This is a genomic window from Tenacibaculum insulae, assembly GCF_964512435.1.
In the GTDB taxonomy this organism is placed as follows: Bacteria; Bacteroidota; Bacteroidia; order Flavobacteriales; family Flavobacteriaceae; genus Polaribacter; species Polaribacter insulae_A.
This window is the reverse complement of sequence record NZ_OZ208512.1, coordinates 2,320,927-2,345,818: the sequence shown is the minus strand read 5'-3', so window position 1 is coordinate 2,345,818 and position 24,892 is coordinate 2,320,927. Positions and strand designations below refer to the sequence as shown.

At 29.9% G+C, this 24,892-nt stretch carries 20 protein-coding genes and 1 pseudogene; 14 read left to right on the top strand and 7 right to left on the bottom strand.

The window, feature by feature from the left end:
• Positions 1 to 76 precede the first annotated feature (76 nt).
• The 4 genes from ACN5J5_RS10780 to ACN5J5_RS10765 all read left to right on the top strand — a co-directional run bounded on the left by ACN5J5_RS10780 (position 77) and on the right by ACN5J5_RS10765 (position 4,709).
• A complete protein-coding gene (locus ACN5J5_RS10780; RefSeq protein ID WP_418644901.1) occupies positions 77 to 2,293 on the top strand; it encodes a RelA/SpoT family protein in 2,217 nt (738 codons plus the stop codon).
• A 75-nt stretch (positions 2,294 to 2,368) separates the two neighbouring features.
• Complete coding sequence (locus tag ACN5J5_RS10775; protein ID WP_418644900.1) at positions 2,369 to 2,818, top strand: Fur family transcriptional regulator; 450 nt, start codon at positions 2,369 to 2,371, stop codon at positions 2,816 to 2,818.
• Between the two features lie 30 nt (positions 2,819 to 2,848).
• A complete protein-coding gene (locus ACN5J5_RS10770; protein WP_418644899.1) occupies positions 2,849 to 4,120 on the top strand; it encodes an adenylosuccinate synthase in 1,272 nt (423 codons plus the stop codon).
• A 40-nt stretch (positions 4,121 to 4,160) separates the two neighbouring features.
• Positions 4,161 to 4,709, top strand: coding sequence for a DUF1572 family protein (locus tag ACN5J5_RS10765; RefSeq protein ID WP_418644898.1), 549 nt, complete (start codon positions 4,161 to 4,163; stop codon positions 4,707 to 4,709).
• Positions 4,710 to 4,762: 53 nt separating this feature from the next.
• Here ACN5J5_RS10765 and ACN5J5_RS10760 read toward each other — a convergent pair whose 3' ends face one another.
• Positions 4,763 to 6,088, bottom strand: a complete 1,326-nt coding sequence (locus ACN5J5_RS10760) for an aspartyl protease family protein (RefSeq protein WP_418644897.1) — start codon at positions 6,086 to 6,088, stop codon at positions 4,763 to 4,765.
• 156 nt (positions 6,089 to 6,244) lie between these two features.
• On the opposite strand from ACN5J5_RS10760, the gene ACN5J5_RS10755 reads away from it, so the two are divergent.
• The gene (locus tag ACN5J5_RS10755) at positions 6,245 to 7,435 is read left to right on the top strand and encodes a pyridoxal phosphate-dependent aminotransferase (protein WP_418644896.1); all 1,191 of its coding nucleotides are present in this window, start codon (positions 6,245 to 6,247) and stop codon (positions 7,433 to 7,435) included.
• A complete protein-coding gene (murB, locus tag ACN5J5_RS10750; protein WP_418644895.1) occupies positions 7,436 to 8,443 on the top strand; it encodes a UDP-N-acetylmuramate dehydrogenase in 1,008 nt (335 codons plus the stop codon).
• A 44-nt stretch (positions 8,444 to 8,487) separates the two neighbouring features.
• Here murB and aqpZ read toward each other — a convergent pair whose 3' ends face one another.
• Positions 8,488 to 9,174: an aquaporin Z gene (gene aqpZ / locus ACN5J5_RS10745; protein ID WP_418644894.1), complete on the bottom strand. Its 687-nt coding sequence runs from the start codon at positions 9,172 to 9,174 to the stop codon at positions 8,488 to 8,490.
• 130 nt (positions 9,175 to 9,304) lie between these two features.
• Here aqpZ and ACN5J5_RS10740 point away from each other — a divergent pair, with 130 nt between their 5' ends.
• From ACN5J5_RS10740 to lipA, 4 genes are all read left to right on the top strand, one after another.
• A complete protein-coding gene (locus tag ACN5J5_RS10740) occupies positions 9,305 to 9,508 on the top strand; it encodes a membrane or secreted protein (RefSeq protein ID WP_418644893.1) in 204 nt (67 codons plus the stop codon).
• 149 nt (positions 9,509 to 9,657) lie between these two features.
• Positions 9,658 to 10,221 (top strand): RNA polymerase sigma factor, encoded by a 564-nt coding sequence (locus tag ACN5J5_RS10735; protein WP_418644892.1) that lies wholly within the window; start codon positions 9,658 to 9,660, stop codon positions 10,219 to 10,221.
• Positions 10,222 to 10,312: 91 nt separating this feature from the next.
• Positions 10,313 to 11,533, top strand: coding sequence for an NRAMP family divalent metal transporter (locus ACN5J5_RS10730; RefSeq protein ID WP_418644891.1), 1,221 nt, complete (start codon positions 10,313 to 10,315; stop codon positions 11,531 to 11,533).
• 40 nt (positions 11,534 to 11,573) lie between these two features.
• Entirely contained in the window at positions 11,574 to 12,443 is an 870-nt protein-coding gene (lipA, locus tag ACN5J5_RS10725) for a lipoyl synthase (RefSeq protein ID WP_418644890.1), read from the top strand.
• Between the two features lie 592 nt (positions 12,444 to 13,035).
• On the opposite strand, the pseudogene ACN5J5_RS10720 reads toward lipA, so the two are convergent.
• Both ACN5J5_RS10720 and ACN5J5_RS10715 read right to left on the bottom strand, forming a co-directional pair.
• Positions 13,036 to 14,393: pseudogene (locus ACN5J5_RS10720) on the bottom strand (pyridoxal-phosphate dependent enzyme).
• A gap of 402 nt (positions 14,394 to 14,795) precedes the next feature.
• On the bottom strand, positions 14,796 to 16,031 hold the full coding sequence (locus ACN5J5_RS10715; protein ID WP_418644889.1) for an ABC transporter permease: 1,236 nt from the start codon (positions 16,029 to 16,031) through the stop codon (positions 14,796 to 14,798).
• Between the two features lie 139 nt (positions 16,032 to 16,170).
• Between ACN5J5_RS10715 and ACN5J5_RS10710 the strand changes: the two genes are divergently transcribed.
• Together ACN5J5_RS10710 and ACN5J5_RS10705 are read left to right on the top strand one after the other, a co-directional pair.
• The gene (locus tag ACN5J5_RS10710) at positions 16,171 to 17,418 is read left to right on the top strand and encodes an exo-beta-N-acetylmuramidase NamZ domain-containing protein (protein ID WP_418644888.1); all 1,248 of its coding nucleotides are present in this window, start codon (positions 16,171 to 16,173) and stop codon (positions 17,416 to 17,418) included.
• A gap of 77 nt (positions 17,419 to 17,495) precedes the next feature.
• The gene (locus ACN5J5_RS10705) at positions 17,496 to 18,971 is read left to right on the top strand and encodes a fibronectin type III domain-containing protein (RefSeq protein WP_418644887.1); all 1,476 of its coding nucleotides are present in this window, start codon (positions 17,496 to 17,498) and stop codon (positions 18,969 to 18,971) included.
• A gap of 91 nt (positions 18,972 to 19,062) precedes the next feature.
• On the opposite strand, the gene ACN5J5_RS10700 is transcribed toward ACN5J5_RS10705, so the two are convergent.
• Positions 19,063 to 20,058, bottom strand: a complete 996-nt coding sequence (locus ACN5J5_RS10700) for a PLP-dependent cysteine synthase family protein (RefSeq protein ID WP_418644886.1) — start codon at positions 20,056 to 20,058, stop codon at positions 19,063 to 19,065.
• A gap of 113 nt (positions 20,059 to 20,171) precedes the next feature.
• Positions 20,172 to 22,334, bottom strand: coding sequence for a S9 family peptidase (locus ACN5J5_RS10695; protein WP_418644885.1), 2,163 nt, complete (start codon positions 22,332 to 22,334; stop codon positions 20,172 to 20,174).
• Positions 22,335 to 22,409: 75 nt separating this feature from the next.
• Here ACN5J5_RS10695 and ACN5J5_RS10690 point away from each other — a divergent pair, with 75 nt between their 5' ends.
• Both ACN5J5_RS10690 and ACN5J5_RS10685 read left to right on the top strand, forming a co-directional pair.
• Positions 22,410 to 22,733 (top strand): YbaB/EbfC family nucleoid-associated protein, encoded by a 324-nt coding sequence (locus ACN5J5_RS10690; RefSeq protein WP_418644884.1) that lies wholly within the window; start codon positions 22,410 to 22,412, stop codon positions 22,731 to 22,733.
• 5 nt (positions 22,734 to 22,738) lie between these two features.
• Positions 22,739 to 23,032 carry a DUF2752 domain-containing protein gene (locus ACN5J5_RS10685; protein ID WP_418644883.1) on the top strand — a complete coding sequence of 98 codons (294 nt, stop codon included), beginning with the start codon at positions 22,739 to 22,741 and terminating at the stop codon, positions 23,030 to 23,032.
• 396 nt (positions 23,033 to 23,428) lie between these two features.
• Here ACN5J5_RS10685 and ACN5J5_RS10680 read toward each other — a convergent pair whose 3' ends face one another.
• On the bottom strand, positions 23,429 to 24,871 hold the full coding sequence (locus ACN5J5_RS10680; protein WP_418644882.1) for a pyridoxal phosphate-dependent decarboxylase family protein: 1,443 nt from the start codon (positions 24,869 to 24,871) through the stop codon (positions 23,429 to 23,431).
• Between the last annotated feature and the right edge of the window lie 21 nt (positions 24,872 to 24,892).

Sequence of the window (24,892 nt, the reverse complement as noted above, 5' to 3'; positions counted from 1 at the left end):
GTAAAACTTGCTCAATAAAATTCTTTACACTATTTTTATTTTGAAACACAGTTAACCATAAAAGAGTTTTACACGTATGAGTTATAATGCAACGATAGAAGAAGAAAATAAAGAAATAGCCAACAGATATAAAGACTTATTAAAAGGAACTTACCAAACCTTATCTGACGAAGATAAAAAACTAATACGTAAAGCTTTTGATATTGCTGTTGAAGCACATTCTGAACAGCGAAGAAAAACTGGCGAACCTTATATATATCATCCAATTGCAGTAGCAAAAATTGTTGCATACGAAATAGGTTTAGGCGCTACATCAATAGCCGCTGCCCTACTACACGATGTTGTTGAAGATACTGATTATACCATAGATGATATGGAGCATCTTTTTGGTGAAAATATAGCTCGTATTGTTAGCGGACTTACTAAAATATCAAACCTAAAACAAGAAAAAGATTATTCTATACAAGCTGAAAATTTCAGAAAAATGCTCCTTACATTACACGATGATGTAAGAGTAATTTTAATAAAAATTGCCGATCGTTTACATAATATGCAAACGATGGATGCAATGCCGCCTCATAAACAGGTAAAAATAGCTTCAGAAACCTTATATATTTATGCTCCTTTAGCACATCGTTTAGGTTTATACAACATTAAAACTGAGTTAGAAGATTTAGGTTTAAAATACACTGAACCCGAAGTTTACAAAGGCATTAGAGCTAAAATAAAAGAAAACAAAGAAGATCAACAAAAGTATATTGACACCTTTACAAGTATTTTAAAAGAAGCTTTAGACAAGGAAGGTTTTAAATATGATATTAAAGGTCGTTTTAAATCCATTTTTTCTATCAGAAGAAAAATGCGAAAACAAAATGTAACTTTTGATGAAGTGTATGATAAATTTGCTATCCGAATTATTTACGAACCAACCTCTGATGATGAAAAGTTTGATGCTTGGAAAATATATTCTATCGTTACCGATTTTTTTAAACCAAATCCGGCACGTTTGCGCGATTGGATTTCTCAACCAAAATCAACAGGATATGAAGCCTTGCATATTACCGTAATAGGCCCGCAAGCAAAATGGGTAGAAGTACAAGTTCGTTCTGAAAGAATGGATGAAATAGCCGAAAAAGGATATGCTGCGCATTTTAAATACAAACAAGGTGAAGTACAAGAAAACGGACTAGAAGGTTGGTTAAACCGTTTAAAAGAAACTTTAGAAAATCAAAACACAGATGCAATAGATTTTGTAGAAGATTTTAAACTTAATTTATACGCTAAAGAAATATATGTTTTTACACCTAATGGCGATTTAAAGTCATTACCAAAAGGTGCTTCTGCATTAGATTTTGCTTTTTCTGTTCATACAGATGTAGGTTTAAAATGCCGAGGTGCAAAAGTAAATGGTAAATTAGTTCCTTTAAGTCATACCCTTAAAAGTGGCGATCAGGTTGAAGTACTTACCGCTACCAATAACAAACCAAATGTACGCTGGTTAGATTTTGTGTTAACAGCCAGAGCACGAACCAAAATTAAATCAGCATTAAAAGCTGAAGAAAAATTAATTGCCCAAGAAGGTAAAGCCGTTTTATTAAGAAAATTGCGTCACTTAAAAATTAGTTCGGGTGAAAAAACCATACATGAACTGGCACATTATTTTGGTTTAAAAACTAGTTTCGATTTATATTTTAGAATTGGTAACGGAGCAATTGATAACACGCAACTAAAAGAATTTGTAGCCCAAAGAAGCGGAGTTATTATGGGCTTTATTAAAAACACATTCCGTCGCCCGCCATCAAAAGGATTTTCTGATAAAGAAGAAGTTACCTATAAATACGACGCCTTAGTTTTTGGTAAAGACGAACAAACCTTAGATTATACATTAGCAAAATGCTGCTCTCCTATTCCGGGTGATAAAGTATTTGGTTTTGTAACGATTAACGAAGGTATAAAAGTGCATAAAAAAAGTTGTCCGAATGCGATTTCTTTACAATCAAATTACGCTTATAGAATAATGCTTGCAAAATGGATAGACTCTACAAAACAAGAATTTACTGCTATTTTACACATATCTGGGTTTGATAATAAAGGAATTGTAAATAATATTACCCGTATAATATCAAACAGTATGGATGTTTTTATAAACAGTATAAATATTTCTGGAGACAACGGTGTTTTTGAAGGAAAACTTTCGTTAAGCGTTAAAAACAAAGCCCAATTAAGCAAGTTAATTAGTAACATGAAAAAACTAGATGGAGTACAAAAAGTAGAGCGTGTTAATACATTGTAAATATCATTTTAATATCCTTGTTTTTTTATCAATAAATAACTGTAAATTTGTCCGTCTGTAAATTTTAAAACCACAATGAGTAATTCAGCCGAAAATCAAGAAATTGTAAAAAAAGTTTTCACTACTTTTTTAGAAGAAAACAAGCACCGAAAAACGCCAGAGCGTTACGCTATTTTACAAGAAATATATAGTGCTGATGAGCATTTTGATATTGAATCGCTATATATTAAAATGAAAAATAAAAACTACCGTGTTAGTAGAGCAACGCTTTATAACACGATGGATTTACTTTTAGATTGCGGATTGGTAAGAAAACATCAATTTGACGGACAATCAATGGCGCGTTACGAAAAAAGTTATTTCGACAAAAATCACGATCATTTAATAATGACAGATTCTGGAGAGGTTAAAGAATTTTGTGACCCAAGAATTCAAATCATCAAAAAAACAATTGAAGACGTTTTTGATATTGATATTCATAACCATTCACTTTATTTTTACGGAACAAAACGAAACACAAAATAACAACAAACACAACACTTAATAACACACTAAATGGCAGTAGATTTATTACTCGGATTACAATGGGGAGACGAGGGAAAAGGTAAAATCGTAGATGTTTTAACAGCTAATTACGATATTATTGCACGATTTCAAGGAGGTCCAAATGCAGGTCACACTTTAATTTTTGATGGCAACAAACATGTTTTACACACAATTCCTTCTGGAATTTTTCATAAAACTGCTTTAAATGTAGTAGGTAATGGTGTAGTAATTGACCCTGTTATCTTTAAAAAAGAATTAGAAAATTTAGATACACATAATATTGATTATACGTCTAAATTATTAATTTCAAGAAAAGCACACCTAATTTTACCTACACACCGCTTATTAGATGCTGCTTCTGAAACATCTAAAGGAAAAGCTAAAATTGGATCTACTTTAAAAGGAATTGGCCCTACTTATATGGACAAAACCGGTAGAAACGGAATGCGTGTTGGTGATTTAGAGTTAGATAACTGGAAAGATAAATACAGAGCTTTAACAGAAAAACATTTAAGCATGCTTGCTTATTTTGATGTTCAAGTAGAATATGATTTAGATGAATTAGAAGCTGAATTTGATTTAGGGATTGAAAAGTTAAGAACCTTACAATTTATAGATTCTGAAGAGTTTTTAAATTCAGCAATAAAAGAAGGTAAAACAATTTTAGCAGAAGGTGCACAAGGATCTTTATTAGATATTGATTTTGGAACGTATCCGTTTGTAACTTCTTCAAACACTACAGCTGCTGGTGCTTGTACTGGTTTAGGTATTGCACCTAACAGAATTGGAGATGTTTTTGGTATTTTTAAAGCTTACACTACTCGTGTTGGTTCTGGTCCTTTTCCGACTGAATTATTTGATGCAGATGGAGAAAGAATGGCTACCGTTGGTCATGAATTCGGAGCAACTACTGGTCGCCCAAGAAGATGTGGTTGGTTAGATTTAGTTGCCTTAAAATATGCTGTTGATGTAAACGGGGTTACACAATTAATGATGATGAAAGGAGATGTACTTTCTGGTTTTGATACTTTAAAAGTATGTACTTCTTACACATATAAAGGCGAAAACATTACACATTTACCTTATAACATTGAACCTGAAAATGTTTCAGTAAATTATTCTGAATTTAAAGGATGGGAAGATGATTTAACTAAAATGACAGCTGCAGATCAGCTACCTCAAAATTTATTAGACTACGTTGCTTTTATTGAAAAAGAAACGGGAGTTCCTGTAAAAATTGTATCGGTTGGACCTGACAGAAAACAAACTATAAACAGATAAATTTAAAGGAGCTCTATTAGAGCTCCTTTTTTATTATATTATGATAACAGAATCAGAATACTTACAAAACATTGTAAAACAATTTAAATCGTATAAAGAAGTTGCTGATAAAACAATAACGCAATTACAAGAAAGTGAATTACATTTTAAATACAATGAAGAAAGTAATAGTATTGCCTCAATTATAATACACGTTTCTGAAAACATGTTATCTCGTTGGACCGATTTTTTTACTTCTGATGGAGAGAAAAACACAAGAAATAGAGATCAAGAATTTGAACCCAACAATTTATCTAAACAACAATTACTCAATCGATGGGAAAAAGGGTGGGATTGCCTTTTTGAAGCATTAAGTACTATTAATCAATCTAATTTTAAACAACCAATATATATCAGAAATAAAAAACACAAGCTGATAGAAAGTATTACGCGACAAATAGCACATTATCCGTATCATATTGGTCAAATTACATATATTGGTAAAATGGTTTTAAATGATAAATGGCAAACTGCATCAATTGCTAAAGGAAAATCAAAAGAATTTATGAAACAAGAGTTTGAAAAAAATACATCTCAACAAAATTTGTAGATCGCTTTTAACAAATCATATTATTTTTAAAAATTTTAGATTAAATATTCTTTTTATATTCTTTTTTCTAATCTAAATTCAAATTTTAAATCTGTAACACCTCTTTTCACCTTCATTTTTATTTTTTTATTAGGTTTTGTCTGAAACAAATTCATAATTTCTCCTAATTCATATTCATGTGCTAATTTATTATTTATTGATTTTATAATATCACCTTTTAAAAAACCAGCTCTACCTGCAGGAGAGTTTTTAACTACATTATCTATTTTATATTTTGGTTTAAATTTATAATGATAAGTGTTTACAAATGATATTAAATCTTTATTATTTCGTTTACTGCCGTAATAAGAATGCACCGCTTTTTCTTTAACTAACTCTTGTCCATCATAAATAATATGCAAACCACTCATATTATAATAAAACCCTTCTTTTAAAGAAGCGTTCTTTTTTAAAGTTATTGTTTTATTTTGATAATCAATCCAAACTTTAAAACGCTTTAATATATTACCTCCAATACTACCATTCCGCTCTTTAAACTTACGAGCATTAAATGTTGATGTAGAATCTAAAAAAGAAACGGTAGGTTCTTTTATTAAAAATTTACCTAAAGAAACATTCGGTATTCTACTTCTATTACCATAAATTATTCCGCTAATACCTTCACCTAAAATATCTTTAAAATGTTTTTTAGGCGTTTTTATAATTTCTTTAGTATCTTCAAACAACCACATTGCGTCACTTCCACCAATATCAATCAATAATTTTAAAGGAGTAGCTACATTGTTTACACTATCAATTCTTGCTTTAACATTTACATAAGGTTTATTCCTATAAAATTGCAAAGGTAAAGTCTCACATTTTTTACATTTTGATGGCACATACGTTTTGGGGTTGTAAAAAATAATTTTTTTTGTGTTGTAATTTATTTTTATCACAACATCTTTTAATAAATTATACCCTATAATACCATGAATTGTAGTACCCATTTTTGCTGATAAATTAAAAGCATCTTTTAAAATAACATACAAATCTTGGTTTGAGCTAAAAATATTTTTAACCTTAAAATTATTTCCTTTAGATAACAACGCCTCAAGAGGTTCTCCATCTCCTAAACCCCTTATAAAAACTTTTTTTACATTATTTAAGCCAATACTATCATTTTCAGTTAAGTTAAATAAAATAGTTTTATTTACTCCGGTATCTAAAATAAATGATAATTCGTATCCATTTACTTTTAAGGGAATGACGATTAAATTATTTATCAATTTAAAATACAATTCTTGTTTTTCTTTGTTTTTACCAAAAAACTTAAACTCTTTTTGAGAATAAGCTGAAAGACAAAAAATGAAAGCAAAAATATAGAGTATTTGTTTTTTCAAGGAAAGAAGGATTAATGGTTGATTTTAAATATACAATCTTCTTTTTACATTTTCATTTTTTTATGATTTCTTTAACCTCTATTTTCACGATTAACAAGTTTATTTTATCAAAAAAAAGTTGCAAATTTGCTTCTTAAACAACTAATATAATTTACAATGCCATTAATTTCTAAAAAAGGAAATTCTATGCCTCAATCACCAATACGTAAATTGGTACCTTTTGCTGAGGCTGCGAAAAAAAATGGGACTAAAGTTTTTCATTTAAACATTGGTCAACCAGATATAAAAACACCACAAGTAGCTTTAGATGCGGTTAAAAATAATACAATTGAAGTATTATCGTATGCACGTTCTGAAGGTTCTGAAGAGTATAGAACTAAACTTGCTAATTATTATGCTAAAAACAACATTCATGTTAATGCAAATAACATTATAGCAACTACCGGTGGCTCTGAAGCGTTATTATTTACCATTGGTAGTATTACAGATCCAGGAGACGAAATTATTATTCCTGAACCTTTTTATGCAAATTACAACGGCTTTTCAACAGCTTCTGGTGTAAATGTAGTTCCGGTTATTTCTAAAATAGAAGATAACTTTGCTTTACCTGCTATTGATGATTTTGAGAAATTAATTACAGCAAAAACCAAAGCTATTTTAATTTGTAATCCAGGAAATCCGACAGGTTATTTATATAGTGCAGAAGAAATTGAAAAATTAAAACAAATTGTTTTAAAACACGATTTATTTTTAATTGCTGATGAAGTGTACCGCGAATTTACGTACGATGGTGAAAAACACAATTCGGTAATGACATTAAAAGGTTTAGAACAAAATGCCATTATGATCGATTCTGTTTCTAAACGTTACAGTATGTGTGGCGCAAGAATTGGTTGTATCGTTTCTAAAAACGAAGAATTCGTTAACACAGCTATTAAATTTGCACAAGCACGTCTAAGCCCGCCAACCTATGCTTTATTAGCTAGTGAAGCTGCCTTAGATACACCACAAAGTTATTTTGATGAAGTTATTGAAGAATATGAAGAACGTAGAAACACGTTAATATCTGAATTACAAAAAATAGATGGTGTAAAAGTAGCCAACCCTAAAGGTGCTTTTTATTGTGTAGCCGAACTACCTGTTGCCGATGCTGATGATTTTGCACAATGGATTTTAGAAAAATTTAATCATAATAACGAAACAATTATGGTTGCACCTGCAAGCGGATTTTACTCAACAAAGGGAGAAGGAAAAAACCAAGTTCGTATTGCTTATGTACTAAACAAAACTGATTTAATTCGCTCTGTAGAAATTTTAAAAATAGCTTTACAACAATACAATAGTTAATTGAGTATTCAAGAAAACATATCATTAAAAAATTACAATACGTTTGGCATCAATGTTAATGCCAAACGTTTTGTTTCTATAACTTCAGTTTATCAACTACAGCAACTTTTAAAAACAGAAAAAGATGTTTTTTTAATTTCTGGAGGAAGTAATATGTTGCTTACCCAAAACATAAATAAACTTGTTTTACATATAGATATTAAAGGAATCTCTATTGATAAAGAAACCGAAAACAATGTTTATTTAACAGTAAATGCTGGCGAAAACTGGCACAACTTTGTACTCTGGGCAGTTTCTCAAAATTATGGAGGTATAGAAAATTTATCATTAATACCTGGAAATGTAGGTACTTGCCCTATTCAAAATATCGGTGCTTATGGAGTTGAAGTTAAAGATACAATTACCAAAGTAGAAGCTATTGAAATTGAAACTCAAAAATTAGTTTCTTTTGCTGCTGATGAATGCCAATTTGGGTATAGAAATTCTATTTTTAAAAACAAAGCTAAAGGTAAATATGTAATTACTTCAGTTAGTTTTAAACTTACAAAAAACAAGCATAATCTTGCTATTTCATACGGAGCAATTGAAAACGAACTAACATCAATAGGAATAAAAAATCCAACGATTAAAAATATTTCGGATGCAGTAATTGCTATTCGTAAAAGTAAATTACCAGATCCTAAAAAAATTGGAAATTCAGGAAGTTTTTTTAAAAACCCAGTTATTTCAACAGAACTTTTTAAAGATCTTAAAATTGAGTTTCCTAACATTCCTAACTATCCTATTTCTACTACAGAAGTTAAAATTCCTGCAGGTTGGTTAATTGAACAATGTGGTTTTAAAGGTAAAAATTATGGTAATTATGGTGTACATGAAAAACAAGCTTTAGTTTTGGTAAACTACGGAAATGCAACCGGTAAAGAAATTTACGAATTGGCTAAAGAAATTAAAAAAACAATTTTAGCTAAATTTAAAATTCCTTTAGAGATTGAAGTAAATATTATTTAAAACAAAAGCACCATTTAAAAATGGTGCTTTTGTTTTAAATAATATTACTCCTTATCAAACAATGCTTTGTGAATAAAACCAGCAACCATTGCTCCTGCTATTGGTGCAACCCAAAATAACCAAGACTGTGTTAAATAATCACCTCCTGCAAACAATGCTTGACTCATTGAACGAGCTGGATTTACAGAAGTATTTGTTACAGGAATACTAATTAAATGTATTAAAGTTAATCCTAAACCAATCGCTATTGGTGCAAAACCTTTTGGTGCTCTTTCATTGGTACTTCCCAAAATAATTAACAAGAAAAACATGGTTAATAAAAATTCAGTAACAAAAGCAGATGTCATATTATAACCTCCTGGCGATAATTCGCCATAACCGTTTGCAGCAAAACCACCAATAGTTTCAAAATCTGATTTTCCAGAAACAATTAAAAACAAAGCAGCGGCAGCTAAAAATGCTCCTACTAATTGAGAAATAATATATGGTATTAATTCTTTAACAGAAAACTTTCCTCCTGCCCACAAACCTAACGAAACCGCAGGATTAAAATGCCCACCAGAAATATGCCCAACAGCATACGCCATTGTTAAAACTGTTAAACCAAAGGCTAATGCTACCCCTACAAAACCTATTCCTAAATCAGGAAAACCTGCTGCAAAAATTGCGCTACCACAACCTCCAAAAACTAACCAAAAGGTTCCGAATAATTCTGCTAAATATTTTTTCATATTATAAATTTAAATTAATTGATTATTATTTATGACCCAAAAAAAAATAATAGTCACGTTCTTAAATTTATTTTAAATATATTTTTCTAAAAAAGGAAGTTCGTATCTTTGCAATACAAAATTTTACAAGATGAAATTAGTTTTTCTTACAATCGGATTATTAGCTTTAGCTTTTGCTGGAATTGCTATAAAAATTTGGGCAAAAAAAGATGGAGAGTTTGCTGGTACATGTGCAAGTCAAAATCCTGTTTTAAATGAAAGCGGTGAATCGTGTGGTTTTTGTGGTAAAACACCAGATCAGTTTGATACTTGTAGCGAACCACAGCACGATTAATAACCTTTACATATATTATTGTAATTAAAATTATATTATAAAATTTTAATTACAATAATATTTTTAACTATAATACCCCTTCTCTTACCAATACGCACAATTGTTTTGTATTGATTTATTATATTTAATAAATACAATTTCTATATACATTGGAAATAAATAACGAAAAAGTACACATTCATATTCAACAAGCTAAAAAAGGAAATCAAATTTCTTTTAATTTCTTGTTAGATACTTTTTGGACTAGTGTTTATCGTTATCAATTATCTAAAATAAAAAATGATAATGAAGCTGAAGATATCACCATTAGAACTTTTTCTAAAGCTTTTGATAAAATTGATACCTTTAACGAAGAATATCAATTTAAAACATGGTTAATCACCATTTCTAAAAATGTATATATTGATTTTTTAAGAAAGAAAAAATCATCTATTTTAATAGAAACCACGAAAGAACAAGAAGAAGCTGCTTCTAAAATTATAGACAGCTCACCATCTCCCGAAGATAAAATTATTACTGAGCAAAATTTAGCAAAACTTTTAAAAGACATTAAAAAGCTAAAACCAAAATATCAGGAAGTAATTAATTTACGTTTTTTTCAAGAATTAAGTTATAAAGAAATTTCAGAAAAAACCAACGAACCAATCAACAATGTAAAAGTTAAATTACTGAGAGCTAAAAAATTATTAGCTGAAATAATAAAGAAATCTTAACTTACCCTGATTTTTATTTTCAGATTTTTAAAAATTTTAATTATTTCTGAAATATTTATATTGTTTTTTAACCCTCTTTTTTCATCCCTTTATGAGAAAAACTTTTTCAAACATCCTTGGTCCTGGATTGTTATTTGCTGGTGCCGCTATAGGAGTATCGCATTTAGTGCAATCTACAAGAGCTGGTGCCGATTTTGGCTTTGGTTTAATATGGGCATTATTACTTGTTAACCTTTTTAAATATCCTTTTTTTCAATACGGTCCACGTTATGCCGCAGCCACTGGCGAAACTTTATTAGATGGCTATAAAAAACTAGGTAAAGGTGTTTTAATTAGCTACTATATATTAAACTTTGTTACAATGTTTACTTTTCAGGCTACTTTAACCATTGTAACGGCTAGTTTAGCTGCTACTATATTTGGATTTACTCATAATTTAGTTACTTGGTCATTAATTATTTTAGTAATAAGCATTATTATTTTAGTAATAGGAAAATATAAATTGTTAGATAATTTAATGAAATACATTATTGTTATTTTAACAGTAAGTACACTTTTAGCTGTAAATGTTGCTTTATTTAATACCGAAAAAGGGTTTAATTTTCAGCAAATATTACCTAGCGGAACAGCACAAATTACTTTTTTAATTGCTTTTTTAGGATGGATGCCTGCGCCTTTAGATATTTCTATTTGGCATTCTCTTTGGTCTGTTGAAAAAAGCAAAACAACTTTTAAACAAATTAAACCTAAACATGCTATTTTCGATTTTAATGTAGGCTATGTAGCTACGCTGTTTTTAGGCGTTTGCTTTGTAATGCTAGGTGCATTGGTAATGTATCAATCAGGAGAATCTTTTTCTAATAAAGGAAATATTTTTGCTTCACAGTTAATTCATTTATACACTAAAAATTTAGGCGAATTTTCTTTTATGTTTATTGGTATTGCTGCATTTACAACCATGTTTAGCACTACCCTTACAACATTAGATGCATCACCAAGAGCCATGGAAAAAACATCTAATTTACTGTTTAATAAAAAAATTAAATTAAACTATTGGTTTTGGATACTTCTTTTAGCAGCTGGTACTTTTATTATTTTAAAATACTTTTTAGCTGATATGGGCTTTTTAGTTAAAATAGCCACTGTATTGTCTTTTTTAACAGCACCATTTTATGCGATTTTAAATTATCTTCTGATAACAGGAAAACATACACCTAAAAAAAATCAACCAAAACTACCTTTGCGTATTTTAAGTATTACAGGTATTGTTTTTTTAATCGGATTTAGTCTTTGGTTTTTAATCAATTTATAATAGTTTTCTTCGTAAATTTGCTATTCAATTTTTTATTAAAATGGCAAACGAATCTGTAGTATTACCCGAAAGAACAAAAAAACCAAAATGGTTACGTGTAAAATTACCTGTAGGTAAAAAATATACCGAACTAAGAGGTTTAGTAGATAAATACAAATTAAATACAATTTGTACAAGTGGTAGCTGTCCTAACATGGGTGAATGTTGGGGAGAAGGAACTGCTACTTTTATGATTTTAGGTAATATTTGTACTCGTTCTTGTGGTTTTTGCGGTGTAAAAACTGGTAGGCCTGAAACTGTAGAATGGGATGAGCCTGAAAAAGTAGCTCGTTCTATAAAATTAATGAGCATTAAACACGCCGTTTTAACTTCGGTAGATAGAGACGATTTAAAAGATGGCGGTTCTATTATTTGGGCAGAAACTGTAAATGCTGTTCGTAGAGCTAATCCTGGAACTACTTTAGAAACATTAATTCCTGATTTTCAAGGAAACGAAAAGCTAATAGATCGTATTATTGAAGTTGCTCCTGAAGTAGTTTCTCATAATATGGAAACCGTACGTCGCTTAACTCGTGAAGTTCGTATACAAGCTAAATACGACAGAAGTTTAGGCGTTTTAAAATATTTAAAAGACAATGGTATGCGTACTAAATCTGGGATTATGCTAGGTTTAGGTGAAAAAGAAGAAGAAGTAATTCAAACCATGAAAGATTTACGCAGTGTTGGCTTAGATGTTATTACTATTGGACAATATTTACAACCAAGTAAAAAACACTTGCCTGTAAAAGAATTTATTACACCAGATCAGTTTAAAAAATACGAAACATTAGGCTTAGAAATGGGCTTTATGTATGTAGAAAGTGGTGCGCTAGTTCGTTCATCTTATAAGGCTCATAAACACGCGCGTTAATGATTCCTTAACATTTTAACTTTTTAACGTTAAAAAAATGTCAAATATTTAAAATTCTATTAATTTACAAGTTTTTCTTTTTACTTTTGCAGAGTACTTTGTTAGAGAAGTATAATGAAAAGAGCCTTGTAAACTGTTTTCATTGTGTAAATTATTTGAATTAGTTGATAAACAAAATCCCGCTCTTATGAGTGGGATTTTGAATTTTATAAATGATCCGTAATTTTTAAAACATCGATTTCACATTACTTTTCAGTAAAATTGACTGTTTTTTACAACTATTTACTCTCACATCTTTAACACCATTTATTAAATACATAATGACTGTTTTATTTTATTAACACCTAAACAACAAAACCGCTATTTATTACATATTTCACAAACAAAACACACAATACTGTTAACAAATAATAAAAAACATTGTTTTAATTCATAAAAATTGCGAAAAACACTTTTTGGCATGGTACTTGCAAATGAGAATGATGAAAACAACTTTGTAAACTGTTTTCATTGTGTAAATTATTTGAATTATTTGATAAACAAAATCCCACTCTTATGAGTGGGATTTTGAATTTTATACACTTTTTGTTTCTTAAATAGCACTTATAATATCGTACTTTGTAATAATATGTTGCTTTTCGTTTCCTAAATCAACTAAAACAGCTTGATTGTCTTTTGTTATTAATTTAGATACCGTATCAATTGAAGCAGCTAATTTTACTACAGGATACATAGCTCCCATAACCTCTTTAATTGGTTTATCTGCAATATTTTTATCTTCAATATAACTACGCAATAAATCCGATTCATTTACCGAACCTACAAATCCATTAGCATCTTTTACCGGAATTTGTGAAATTTTAAAATCGCGCATTCTTTCAATTGCATGCGAAACCAACTCTTCCGTTTGCACAGTTATTAATGGTTTATCAATATGCGATTTTATTAAATCTTCTGCAGTGGTAACTTCTTCGTCTAAAAAACCACGTTCACGCATCCAATCATCATTAAACATTTTACCAACATACCTACTTCCATGATCGTGAAATAAAACCACCACTACATCATCTTTTGTAAAATGCTCTTTTAATTGCAACATTCCTTTTATGGCAGATCCGGCTGAGTTCCCCACAAAAATCCCTTCTTCTTTAGCTATTTTTCGTGTGTAAACAGCGGCATCTTTATCGGTTACTTTCGTAAATCCATCAATTAAAGAAAAATCTACGTTTTTAGGTAAAATATCTTCCCCAATTCCTTCGGTGATGTATGGATAAATTTCATTTTCATCAAAAATACCCGTTTCATGATATTTTTTAAATACTGATCCGTACGTATCAATTCCCCAAACTTTTATATTCGGATTTTGCTCTTTTAAATATTTTGCCGTCCCAGAAACCGTTCCTCCAGTTCCTACACCAACTACAAAATGGGTGATTTTACCTTCGGTTTGTTCCCAAATTTCTGGCCCTGTTTGCTCGTAATGCGCCAATGCGTTACTTGGATTGTCGTACTGATTTACATACCAAGAATTCGGAGTTTCTTTTCCTAACCTTTTTGAAACCGAATAATACGATCGAGGATCTTCTGGCTCAACATTTGTTGGACAAACGATAACCTCTGCTCCTACGGCACGCAAAATATCCATCTTTTCTTTCGACTGTTTGTCTGAAATCACAAAAATACATTTATACCCTTTTATAATCGCAGCCAAGCCAATCCCATACCAGTATTACCCGAAGTTCCTTCAATAATAGTTCCGCCAGGTTGTAAACGACCATCAGCTTCTGCATCTTCAATCATTTTTAACGCCATCCTATCTTTAATAGAATTTCCTGGATTAAAGGTTTCAACCTTTGCCAAAACCAAAGCGTCAATCTCTTTAGTTACTGAGTTTAACTGAACTAATGGTGTGTTACCAATAGTTTCTAATATATTTTTTGCGTATTTCATTTCTTAATTTTACAGCTGCAAAGGTAATTTCTTTTTGGGCGTTCCACAAGTGTCGCGCTTTCATTACTCGCTTTTTTTGGTTTTGTTTTCGGTACAAATTTGTTCATACTTCACAAATTAACTCTAACTAAAACAAAAAAAGAGCTTAAACATGCCATTCAATCGCTAACGCAGCAATCTTGTTGTTTTTCAGTTTTTAAACCTAAGAATAATTATATTAAAAAGTTTTTGATTTTTTTTGAACCCAATACGCTATATAAAAAACTAAAACCAATCCTTTTTTACTAAAACTTAATAAATTGGTTAGCCCCGATTGTAGCATTTGTTTGAGCTCCTTTTTTATTTTTTTCAAAAAAAAAGAGCGAGTGCGAAAAGCGGGAAATAGCTTCTAAAAAAACAATTTTAAGCAAATTTAATTGACTTTGATGGCTGGATTTTAGTAATGATGTAAGACGGAATAATCAACATTAAAAAACACAGCAAAAGCGTACCTAAATTTAGTGCAAGTACAGCTAAAATATTAATGTTTACGGGTACTGTTGCAATTGCGTAAGTTTCGGGATTTAAGCTAATAATTTTAAAATATTTTTGAGCTAACAATAGCGTAATTCCGATTAAATTACCCCAAAACAAACCTTTTATAATTAAGTAACTGGCGTTGTATAAAAATATTTTTTGAATACTAAAATTTACACTTCCTAAGGCTTTTAAAATACCAACCATTTGTACTCTTTCTAGTATTAACACTAGTAAAGCGGTTATCATATTAATACCGGCAATTAAAATCATAATACCGATAATAAACCACACATTATTATCAAAAAGTTTAATCCATTCAAAAATTAATGGATAATTTTCTACAATTGTATTGCTATTTAAAGTTGAACCTATGTTGCTGTAAATTTCGTTTCCTTTTGTAGTTAAATCATCAAAATTATCAATTAAAACTTCAAATCCGCCAATTTGATCGTCGCTCCATCTATTAATTTGACGTACTTCTCTTATATCACCAATTAGCATGGTTTTATCAAACTCGGTAAATCCGGTATTGTAAATTCCTACAATAATTGGTTTCCGCATTTTGTATTTTAACCTGCTTTTTTCGGCACTAAATAAAGTTTGAATTGTATCATTTAATTTAAAACCTAAACGGTTTGCGATTAATTCTGACACTAATATTTCTTTATTTCTTGGTTGCTTAAAGTTTGGCAATCTTCCTTGAGTTAAATATTCTTTAAAAAAAGTAAAATCGTAATCGGTAGAAACTCCTTTAAAAACAATAGCTTCAAAATCGGTTGGAGTTCTTATAATTCCGGCTACGTTACCAAAAACTTGTACGTTTTTAATGCCATCAATATTTTTAAACTCAGGATAAAACTCTTGATTTTTACTAATAGGAACTGTTGAAATATCTGAATTATTGGTATCGTAATTTACAATTTGAATATGACCTTTAAATCCGGTCATTTTATCGCTAATTTTTTTTTGAAAACCCGCCGCTATTGATACTGCAATTAGCATAATAGCAATACCTAAAGTTATAGCTATGGTGGCTATTTTAATAATTGGCGACGAAATACTGCTTTTATATTCTTTCCCTGCAATAATTCGTTTTGCTATAAATAATTCGAAATTCAAAAGTAATTGTTTTTAACAATTTCAAAAGTAATTAATTATAACTTAACAAATATGAAGAACTGCTGTTTTAAATTATCACTTCTTATTTTTTATAAACAAATATTAAATAGTATTTTTAAAAATTAAATTATACCTCTAGATGAAAAACAAGTTTGGTTACCTTATTTTATTTTTAGTTTTTATTAACTTTCAGTTTACTTCATGTGCACAACAGCAAAAATCAACAATAAAAAAAGTTGCAGAAGTAACTGCTGATATTACTGTAGGAGCTGATAGAACTAATTTATATTTATCTAAATTAAGAGGAAAAAATGTAGCTATTGTTGCCAATCAAACTTCTGTTTTAAATGTTTTACAAAGAGCTGAAGTAGCGCCAAATATTATGGGTTCTAAATTAGTGCAACACCATTTGGTTGATTATTTGCATAATTACGGCAGCATTACAGTTAAAAAAGTTTTTGCTCCCGAACATGGTTTTAGAGGAAAAGCTGATGCTGGTGAAACCATAATTGATGGTATTGATAAAAAAACAAACTTACCGATTGTTTCTCTTTACGGAAAAAACAAAAAACCATCAAAAAAACAATTAAAGGGTATTGATGTGGTTATTTTTGATATTCAAGATGTTGGCGCTCGTTTTTACACTTATATTTCTTCATTACACTATGTTATGGAGGCTTGTGCGGAAGCTAATATTCCTGTAATTGTTTTAGATAGACCAAACCCCAACGGACATTATATTGATGGACCAGTACTAGAAATTGAACATAAAAGTTTTGTTGGTATGCACCCTATACCTGTAGTTTACGGAATGACTATTGGTGAATACGGACAAATGATTAATGGTGAAAAATGGTTAAAAGACGGAATTAAATGTGATTTAACTGTAATTTCTTTAAATAATTACACTCATAAATCTTCATATAGTTTACCAATAAAACCATCGCCAAATTTACCAAACGATATAGCTATAAACCTATACCCTAGTTTATGTTTTTTTGAAGGTACAACTGTTTCTGCTGGTAGAGGAACTAACAAACAGTTTCAAATTTATGGCGCTCCATTTTTAACGGATACTGGTTTTAGTTTTATTCCTCAACCTAATAACGGAGCTAAACATCCAAAACATAAAGGAAAACAGTGTTTTGGCGAAAATTTACAGCAAAATAAAACTCTTAATAACTTAAATTTATCTTGGCTTACAAAAGCCTATAAACAATCTGATAAAAAAGATTTTTTTAATACATTTTTCTCAAAATTAGCTGGAACACAAAAGCTACAACAACAAATTGAAAAAGGTTTATCAGAATCTGAAATTAAAGCTACTTGGAGTAAAGATTTAGAAGAATTTAAAAAAGTTAGAGAAAAATATTTGATGTATAAATAATGTTAAATAAAAAAATCCTTTAAAGGTATTCTTTCCTTATATAATTTTACTTTTGTTTTTATAATCAAAAAACAAAAATGAAAAAACTATTCTACTTCTTAGCATTTACTGCATTACTAATTACATCTTGTTCTTCTGAAGAAAAAGAAATATTTGAACCTATTATTTCAGAAACAACAATTACAGAAATTACAGGGTCATCTGCTTTATTATCATGGGATGCATCAATAAACGATGGTTCTAATTTAAGTTTTGATATTATTTTAGACAACGATCAAATCGCTAAAGATATCACTACTAAATCTTGGGAATTTAAAAACCTTAATGAACAAACTAGTTATGCGGGAAAATTAATAGCTATTAGTAAAGATGGCGTAACAAGTGAAGATTTTTTTAATTTTACAACAAATAGCCATCCTACACCAACAAATGTAACAATTGAAATTGCTAACATTACCACTTCAAGCGCTACTGTATCATGGTCTGAAGCTAGTATTGACGATAATTCTACTGTTCTATATGATGTATATTTAAACGATGAACTTTTAAAAGAAGACTTCACAGAACATTTAATTGAACTAAATCAATTAAATCCATATAAAGACTATACCATAAAAGTTATAGCTAAAAGTAGCGAAGGAAAAATTTCTAATGCTACTGAAGAATTTACAACTTTAGGAACTGCCCCAACAAGCTTCCCTTTAACCATAAAAAACGCTGATGACTGGGACGACCTAGATCCACATTGGCTTCAAATAAATTGGACACCACCTACCGTAGAAGATGGCTCTAGCTATAGTTATATCATTTATTTAAATGATGAAATAGCAGGTATTTATATTGATAACACTACAGATAGTTGGACTTTTACAAATTTAGAAGAAGGGAAAAACTATACTGTTAAAATAGTTGCTGATGCGTATAATGAAACTCAAACTGAAGAAACGATAAACTTTACAACAATAATACATCCTGAGTTATCTGACTTTGAAATTACAGTAGATTCTTTTACTAGTACTTCCGCTTTAATTTCTTGGACAGAATCTACTTACCCTGACAATGATGATATAAATTATCATGTTTTTTTAAATGGAGAGCAACAAACCCCAGCCCTTACTCCTACATATGGCTTAGGTTACAGATTTACAAACCTTTCTCCTAACACTTCTTATCAAGTGAAAATAACAGCAAATAAAACTATAGGACACCCTGTTAAACATTTAAGTAAAGAAATTAATTTTACTACTGATTACGAAAACCATCCTTCTTTAAGCGTTACTGAAGCCACATTATACACTTCTAATAGCACATATTTTAGCAACCAGCTAAGTGTTAAATTTTCTAATGAAATTACGAATGTAGATATTGAAAAATTTAATGCAGGTGGAATTACTATTGGTAATTTTACTACTTATAATTCATCTATAATAAGTAGCTCTTTATCTTCTGAAAATTATCAGAAAATTTTAGATAGTAAAAAAGGATATGTTCATATTACTGATAATGGAACCACTTATAGAGTTGACTTTAATATTACTGAAGAAACAAATTAAGTATATTATATAAACACAATCCATAAAAAAACTCATTTTACTATTCGTAAAATGAGTTTTTTTTATGGATTGTAATTTCAATTATACGTTACTATAAAAACCCTTGTGCTTTCATCCAAGTATCTGAATAAATTTTATTCATATAACGCGAACCATGATCTGGTAAAATAACCACCACTACACTATCTTTATCAAAATATCCTTTTTCGGCATATTGTTGCGTAGCTTGTAAAACAGCTCCAGAAGTATAGCCACAAAATAATCCTTCAGTTTTAACTAGTTCTCTTGATTTAAAAGCAGCTGCTTTATCTGATACTTTTTCATAAATATCAATTACATCAAAATCGGTTGCAGTAGGAATCAAATTTTTACCCAAACCTTCAATTTTATAAGCAGCAATTTCTTTTTCATCAAACGTACCCGTTTCATGATATTTTTTTAATACCGAACCAATTGCATCTACACCCAATACTTTTACATTCGGATTTTGTTCTTTTAAATACTTCCCTGTTCCAGATATAGTACCTCCTGTTCCACTAGCAATAACAACGTGCGTTACTTTACCATTTGTTTGTTCCCAAATTTCAGGTCCAGTAGTTTTATAATGAGCTTCTATATTTAGTTCATTAAAATATTGGTTGATATAAATTGATCCTGGATTTTCTTTGTGTAATCTTTTTGCTACTTCGTAATAAGAGCGAGCATCATCTGCAGCTACGTTAGCAGGACAAACATGTACCTCTGCTCCCATTGATTTTAGCATATCAATCTTATCTTGCGATGATTTATCACTCACTGCCAAAATACACTTGTAACCTTTAATTACACTTATCATTGCTAGCGAAAAACCAGTATTTCCCGAAGTTGTTTCAACAATAGTATCTCCTGGCTTTAAAATTCCTTTTTTCTCTGCACTTTCAATAATATGCAAAGCAATTCTGTCTTTTGCTGAATGCCCTGGATTAAAAGCTTCTATTTTTGCATAGTAAGTACCTAAAAAATCTTTTGTTATTCTATCTAGTTTTATCATTGGGGTTTGCCCTACTAAATCTAAAATTGAATTGGTAATACCTTTATGTCTGTCCATTATTATAAAACTAAGAAAGCGTCATTGTAAAATGAGCACGAATTATCTTATTGAGATTGCTTCGTTGATTTTTTACAATGACGCTTACACTCAAATCGAGTGCAAAAATATAATTATTTTTCTAACTTACCCGCTAACATTAAAAAGAAGCTGTATTCTTCGGCAGTTTCTTTTAGCGCATTAAACCTTCCTGATGCTCCACCATGGCCAGCTTCCATATTTGTATGTAAAAATAATAGATTATCATCCGTTTTTACATCTCTTAATTTTGCAATCCATTTTGCTGGTTCCCAATATTGTACCTGACTATCATGTAAACCTGTGGTGATTAACATATTTGGATATGCTTTTGCGGTTACCTGATCGTAAGGAGAATATGATTTTATATAATCGTAATATTCTTTATCATTCGGATTTCCCCATTCGTCATACTCACCAGTTGTTAACGGAATAGTATCATCTAACATTGTAGAAATTACATCAACAAAAGGTACCGCTGCAATAATTCCGTTATATAATTCAGGATTCATATTCACAATCGCTCCCATTAACAATCCTCCTGCAGATCCGCCCATGGCGTATAAATGTTTTGGTGATGTATAACCGTTGTCGATTAAATATTTAGAACAATCAATAAAATCATTGAACGTATTTTTTTTATTCAACATTTTTCCATCCTCATACCAATCACGTCCTAAATACTCGCTTCCGCGAATGTGTGCCAAGGCATACACAAAACCTCTATCTAACAAACTTAAACGCGTGGTTGAAAATCCGTCAGAAATTGTGTGACCATAAGATCCGTAAGCATATTGTAAAATCGGAGTTTCTTTTGTTAGTTTCGTATTTTTATGATGTACAATTGATAAAGCTACTTTTTTACCATCGCGTGCGGTAACCCAAATACGTTTGCTTGTGTAATTATTCTTATCAAATTTACCACCTAAAACTTCTTGCTCTTTCTTAATTTCTTTTGATTGATCTTTCATATTAAAATCAATTACAGAGCTTGGGGTTGTCATTGAATTGTATGAATAACGAATAATTTCGGTATCAAACTCTGGATTTCCATGCACACCCGCCGAATACGTTTCTTCTTCAAAAGGTAAATAATAATCTTCTGAATTATCCCAACGTTTAATGCGGATTTTATTTAATCCATTATTTCTTTCTTCTAAAACTAAATAGTCTTTAAAAATTGAAAAATCTTCGAATAATGTATCTTCTCTATGCGGAATTACATCTACCCAGTTTTCTTTTTCAGTTTTATTTTCAGGAGTTTTCATCAACTTAAAATTCTTTGCTCCGTCTTTATTCGTTTTAATATAAAAATGATCTTCGTAATGCGCAACTTCATATTCTAAATCGCGTTCACGAGCTTGAATCATTCGTAATGCTCCTGTCGGATTATCGGCTTCTAATACCTGATATTCAGTAGAAACAGTATTATACGAACCAATTATTATATATTTTTTAGATTTTGTTTTTGATACAAATGTTCCGAAAGTTTCGTCTTTTTCTTCAAAAACTAATATATCTTCAGCAGCATCAGTGCCTAAAACATGTTTGTAAATTTGCGAACTACGTAACGTTTTTGGATCTTTTTTTGTGTAAAACAATGTTTTATTATCGTTTGCCCAAACAGCTCCACCTGTTGTATTTTCTATCTTATCAGGATAAATTTCACCAGTTTCTAAATTCTTTATTTTTATAATATACTGACGACGACTTACCGTATCTACAGCAAAAGTTGTTAGTTTATTATTTGGTGATATACTTAAACCGCCTAATTGAAAATAATCATGCCCTTTTGCCTCATCATTTACATTAAATAGAATTTCTTCTGCCGATGCTAAACTTTCTTTTTTACGACTGTAAATAGGATACTGTTGCCCTTTTTCAAAACGTGTTATATAAAAATAACCGTTACTTTTATAAGGCACCGATTCGTCATCTTCTTTAATACGCCCTTTCATTTCTTCGAACAACTGTTCTTGAAATTCTTTAGTGCTTTTTGTTTTTTCTTCGTAAAAAGAATTTTCAGCATTTAAGTAATCGTATACTTTTTGAGTTTGTTCGTCTTTTACCGCTGCATTTTTTTGAGCATCGGTTAAACGCATCCAAAAGTAATCATCGGTACGTTTGTCTCCATGTTTTTCTAAAATTGTTGATTGCTTTTCAGCAATTGGAGCTATACTATCTTTTTTCATTTCTTGTTTTTTGCAGGAAGCAAAAATAAGACTAAAAGCTATAGCAGTTAACATTATTTTTTTCATTTTTATTTAGTTTGATTAATTTCTTTATGAAAATACTATTTTTGTGAGCATCAATAATTATAAATATAACGATACATGTTTGGAGATATTTCAGGAATGATGGGTAAATTAAAAGATGCCCAACAAAAAGTTGAAGCAACTAAAAAAAGATTAAACACTGTTTTAGTTGATGAAAACACCGCTAATGGCGATTTAAAAATTACTGTTACCGCAAACAGAGAAATTAAAGCAATTACCATTAACGAACGTTTATTACAAGATAAAGAAGAGTTAGAAGATTATTTAATTTTAACTATTAACAAAGCTTTAAAAAGAGCTAGCGAAATTAACGAGCAAGAATTAGCGATTGCTGCTAAAGATGGGATGCCAAATATTCCTGGAATGGATATGTTTAAATAATTGCGATGTACTTACAAATAGAGGATTATATGCTACCTTGTTTAAATAAAAAACTTTTTGGAGTTGATTGTTTAGGTTGTGGTATACAACGTGCTTTAAACTTAATAGTTCATGGTGAATTTATTGCTGCTTTTAAAATGTATCCTGCTATATATACTTTATTGATATTTGTTGGTATTATTATTATTAATTTATTTTATAAACTTAAATATGCTCAAAAAATTATCAGTATTTTAGCTATTATTAACATATTTATTATTGTGATAAGTTATGTTATAAAAATGAATCAATTAATTTAAACCAACAACAATTTATGTACTATCTGTTATCAGTTTTTTATGCTGTTGTTTTGGTGGTTTATGAATTTTACTAGCTGCACCTGCTTTTATAATGGTTAATAATAAATTAAAAGAAGCAGAAGCAAATCCTGACCTATACGAACCTGCTATGGTTAAAGCTATAAAAACGGTTAAAATTGTTGTTATGGTTGCTTAAATTATAAATACTTTATATTTAGTAATTACAGCTTATAGATTAGCTACAGGATGGGATGATGGAACAAATTAATCAAGCAATAGAACGAGCTCAATAATATTTTATTTTTTCAAAAAAAAAGCAACCAAATTTGGTTGCCTTTTTTATATCATTATTTTACTTAAAAATCTATATATTTGTTTATTATCTTTACTTATAATTTATAAAACATGCTGTTTATCTTTTAAAATATCTTGTCCAAATTCATGACATAATTGTAATGTTTCTTTTACATCATCAATTGTTGTTTTCGGATTTATTAAGCACATACGTAATACTACTTGTTTATTTAAAATAGTGGTTACTAATAATGCTTCTTTAGATTCCATTACTCGTTTTGATATTTTTTGATTTAAAACATCAATTTCTTTTTCTGATAAATTTAAACCAATAGGGTTATACCTAAAATTAATAACTGCTAAAGTAGCTGGCGAAATAATTTCCCAACTTCTACTTTTACGTAAAATATTCTCAACATCATCAGCTAATTGAATATTATAACTTACCGCTTTTTTAAAAGTATCTAAACCATATGTTTTTATAGACATGTAAAACTTTAATGCTCTAAACCTACGAGTTAACTGAATTCCGTAATCATAAAAATTAATTTCAGATTCATTTCCTTCAATATCACGTAAATATTCTGGTTTTTCACTAAAAGTACCACTTAACCACGAAGAATCTTTAACTAATAAACATCCTATTTCGTATGGCTGGTAAAACCATTTATGTGGATCAACAGTTAAAGAATCTGCTCTTTCAATTCCACGTAAAGCTCTTGCTCCTTTTTTTGATAAAATTGCAGCTCCACCATAAGCTCCATCAATATGAAACCATAAGTTTTCTGCTTCACAAATGTCTGCAATATCATCTAACGGGTCAACAGTACCTGTATTTGTAGTTCCTGCGGATGCAATAAAACAAAAGGGCTGTAAACCTTCTAATCTATCTTTTGCTATTTCGTTTTTCAATTTATTGATACTTATTCTAAACTCAATATCAGTTGGCAAGATTCTTATTTGTTCTTTTTTAAACCCTAAAACACGAATAGCTTTAATGTTTGATGAATGTGCTTGATCTGATAAATAAATTACAGCTTTCGAAAAATCATCTCCACATTTAATACGACGTGCAGTTACTAAAGCCGTTAAATTAGCCATAGAACCACCACTGGTAAAAATACCTCCTCCTTTTTCAACAGGAAAATTAAACATTTTTAACAACCAGTTCATAGTTACTATTTCTAACTCTGCCGCAGCAGGAGAAGCCACCCATCCACCAGAAAAAACATTAAATCCTGTTGCTAAACTATCAGCCATAGTGCTAATAAAATTACTAGGCCCAGGTACAAACGAATACGATTTAGGATGCGAAATAACGGTACTGTTAGGTATTACATTATCCATCACAAAATCTAAAACTTCATTTGCATTCATACCTATGTTTGGTGCTTCTTGCAAAAACAAGTTGTCCATCTCTTTTCTTGTTGCAGATGTTACTGGTTTTTTATCTTTTAAAGTGTCCCAATGCTCTGCAATTAGGTCAACTATTTTATAGCCATAAGACTTCATTTCTTCTAGCGATAAATCAAAATGAGCGCTCATAAAAATTCTTTTTTATATATT

Excerpts from the sequence above, each read along its gene's own strand:
- ACN5J5_RS10780 (WP_418644901.1), top strand. The coding sequence starts at position 77 with ATGAGTTATAATGCAACGATAGAAGAAGAAAATAAAGAAATAGCCAAC.
- ACN5J5_RS10775 (WP_418644900.1), top strand. The coding sequence starts at position 2,369 with ATGAGTAATTCAGCCGAAAATCAAGAAATTGTAAAAAAAGTTTTCACT.
- ACN5J5_RS10770 (WP_418644899.1), top strand. The coding sequence starts at position 2,849 with ATGGCAGTAGATTTATTACTCGGATTACAATGGGGAGACGAGGGAAAA.
- ACN5J5_RS10765 (WP_418644898.1), top strand. The coding sequence starts at position 4,161 with ATGATAACAGAATCAGAATACTTACAAAACATTGTAAAACAATTTAAA.
- ACN5J5_RS10755 (WP_418644896.1), top strand. The coding sequence starts at position 6,245 with ATGCCATTAATTTCTAAAAAAGGAAATTCTATGCCTCAATCACCAATA.
- aqpZ (WP_418644894.1), bottom strand. The coding sequence starts at position 9,174 with ATGAAAAAATATTTAGCAGAATTATTCGGAACCTTTTGGTTAGTTTTT.
- ACN5J5_RS10740 (WP_418644893.1), top strand. The coding sequence starts at position 9,305 with ATGAAATTAGTTTTTCTTACAATCGGATTATTAGCTTTAGCTTTTGCT.
- ACN5J5_RS10730 (WP_418644891.1), top strand. The coding sequence starts at position 10,313 with ATGAGAAAAACTTTTTCAAACATCCTTGGTCCTGGATTGTTATTTGCT.
- lipA (WP_418644890.1), top strand. The coding sequence starts at position 11,574 with ATGGCAAACGAATCTGTAGTATTACCCGAAAGAACAAAAAAACCAAAA.
- ACN5J5_RS10710 (WP_418644888.1), top strand. The coding sequence starts at position 16,171 with ATGAAAAACAAGTTTGGTTACCTTATTTTATTTTTAGTTTTTATTAAC.
- ACN5J5_RS10705 (WP_418644887.1), top strand. The coding sequence starts at position 17,496 with ATGAAAAAACTATTCTACTTCTTAGCATTTACTGCATTACTAATTACA.
- ACN5J5_RS10700 (WP_418644886.1), bottom strand. The coding sequence starts at position 20,058 with ATGGACAGACATAAAGGTATTACCAATTCAATTTTAGATTTAGTAGGG.
- ACN5J5_RS10695 (WP_418644885.1), bottom strand. The coding sequence starts at position 22,334 with ATGAAAAAAATAATGTTAACTGCTATAGCTTTTAGTCTTATTTTTGCT.
- ACN5J5_RS10690 (WP_418644884.1), top strand. The coding sequence starts at position 22,410 with ATGTTTGGAGATATTTCAGGAATGATGGGTAAATTAAAAGATGCCCAA.
- ACN5J5_RS10685 (WP_418644883.1), top strand. The coding sequence starts at position 22,739 with ATGTACTTACAAATAGAGGATTATATGCTACCTTGTTTAAATAAAAAA.
- ACN5J5_RS10680 (WP_418644882.1), bottom strand. The coding sequence starts at position 24,871 with ATGAGCGCTCATTTTGATTTATCGCTAGAAGAAATGAAGTCTTATGGC.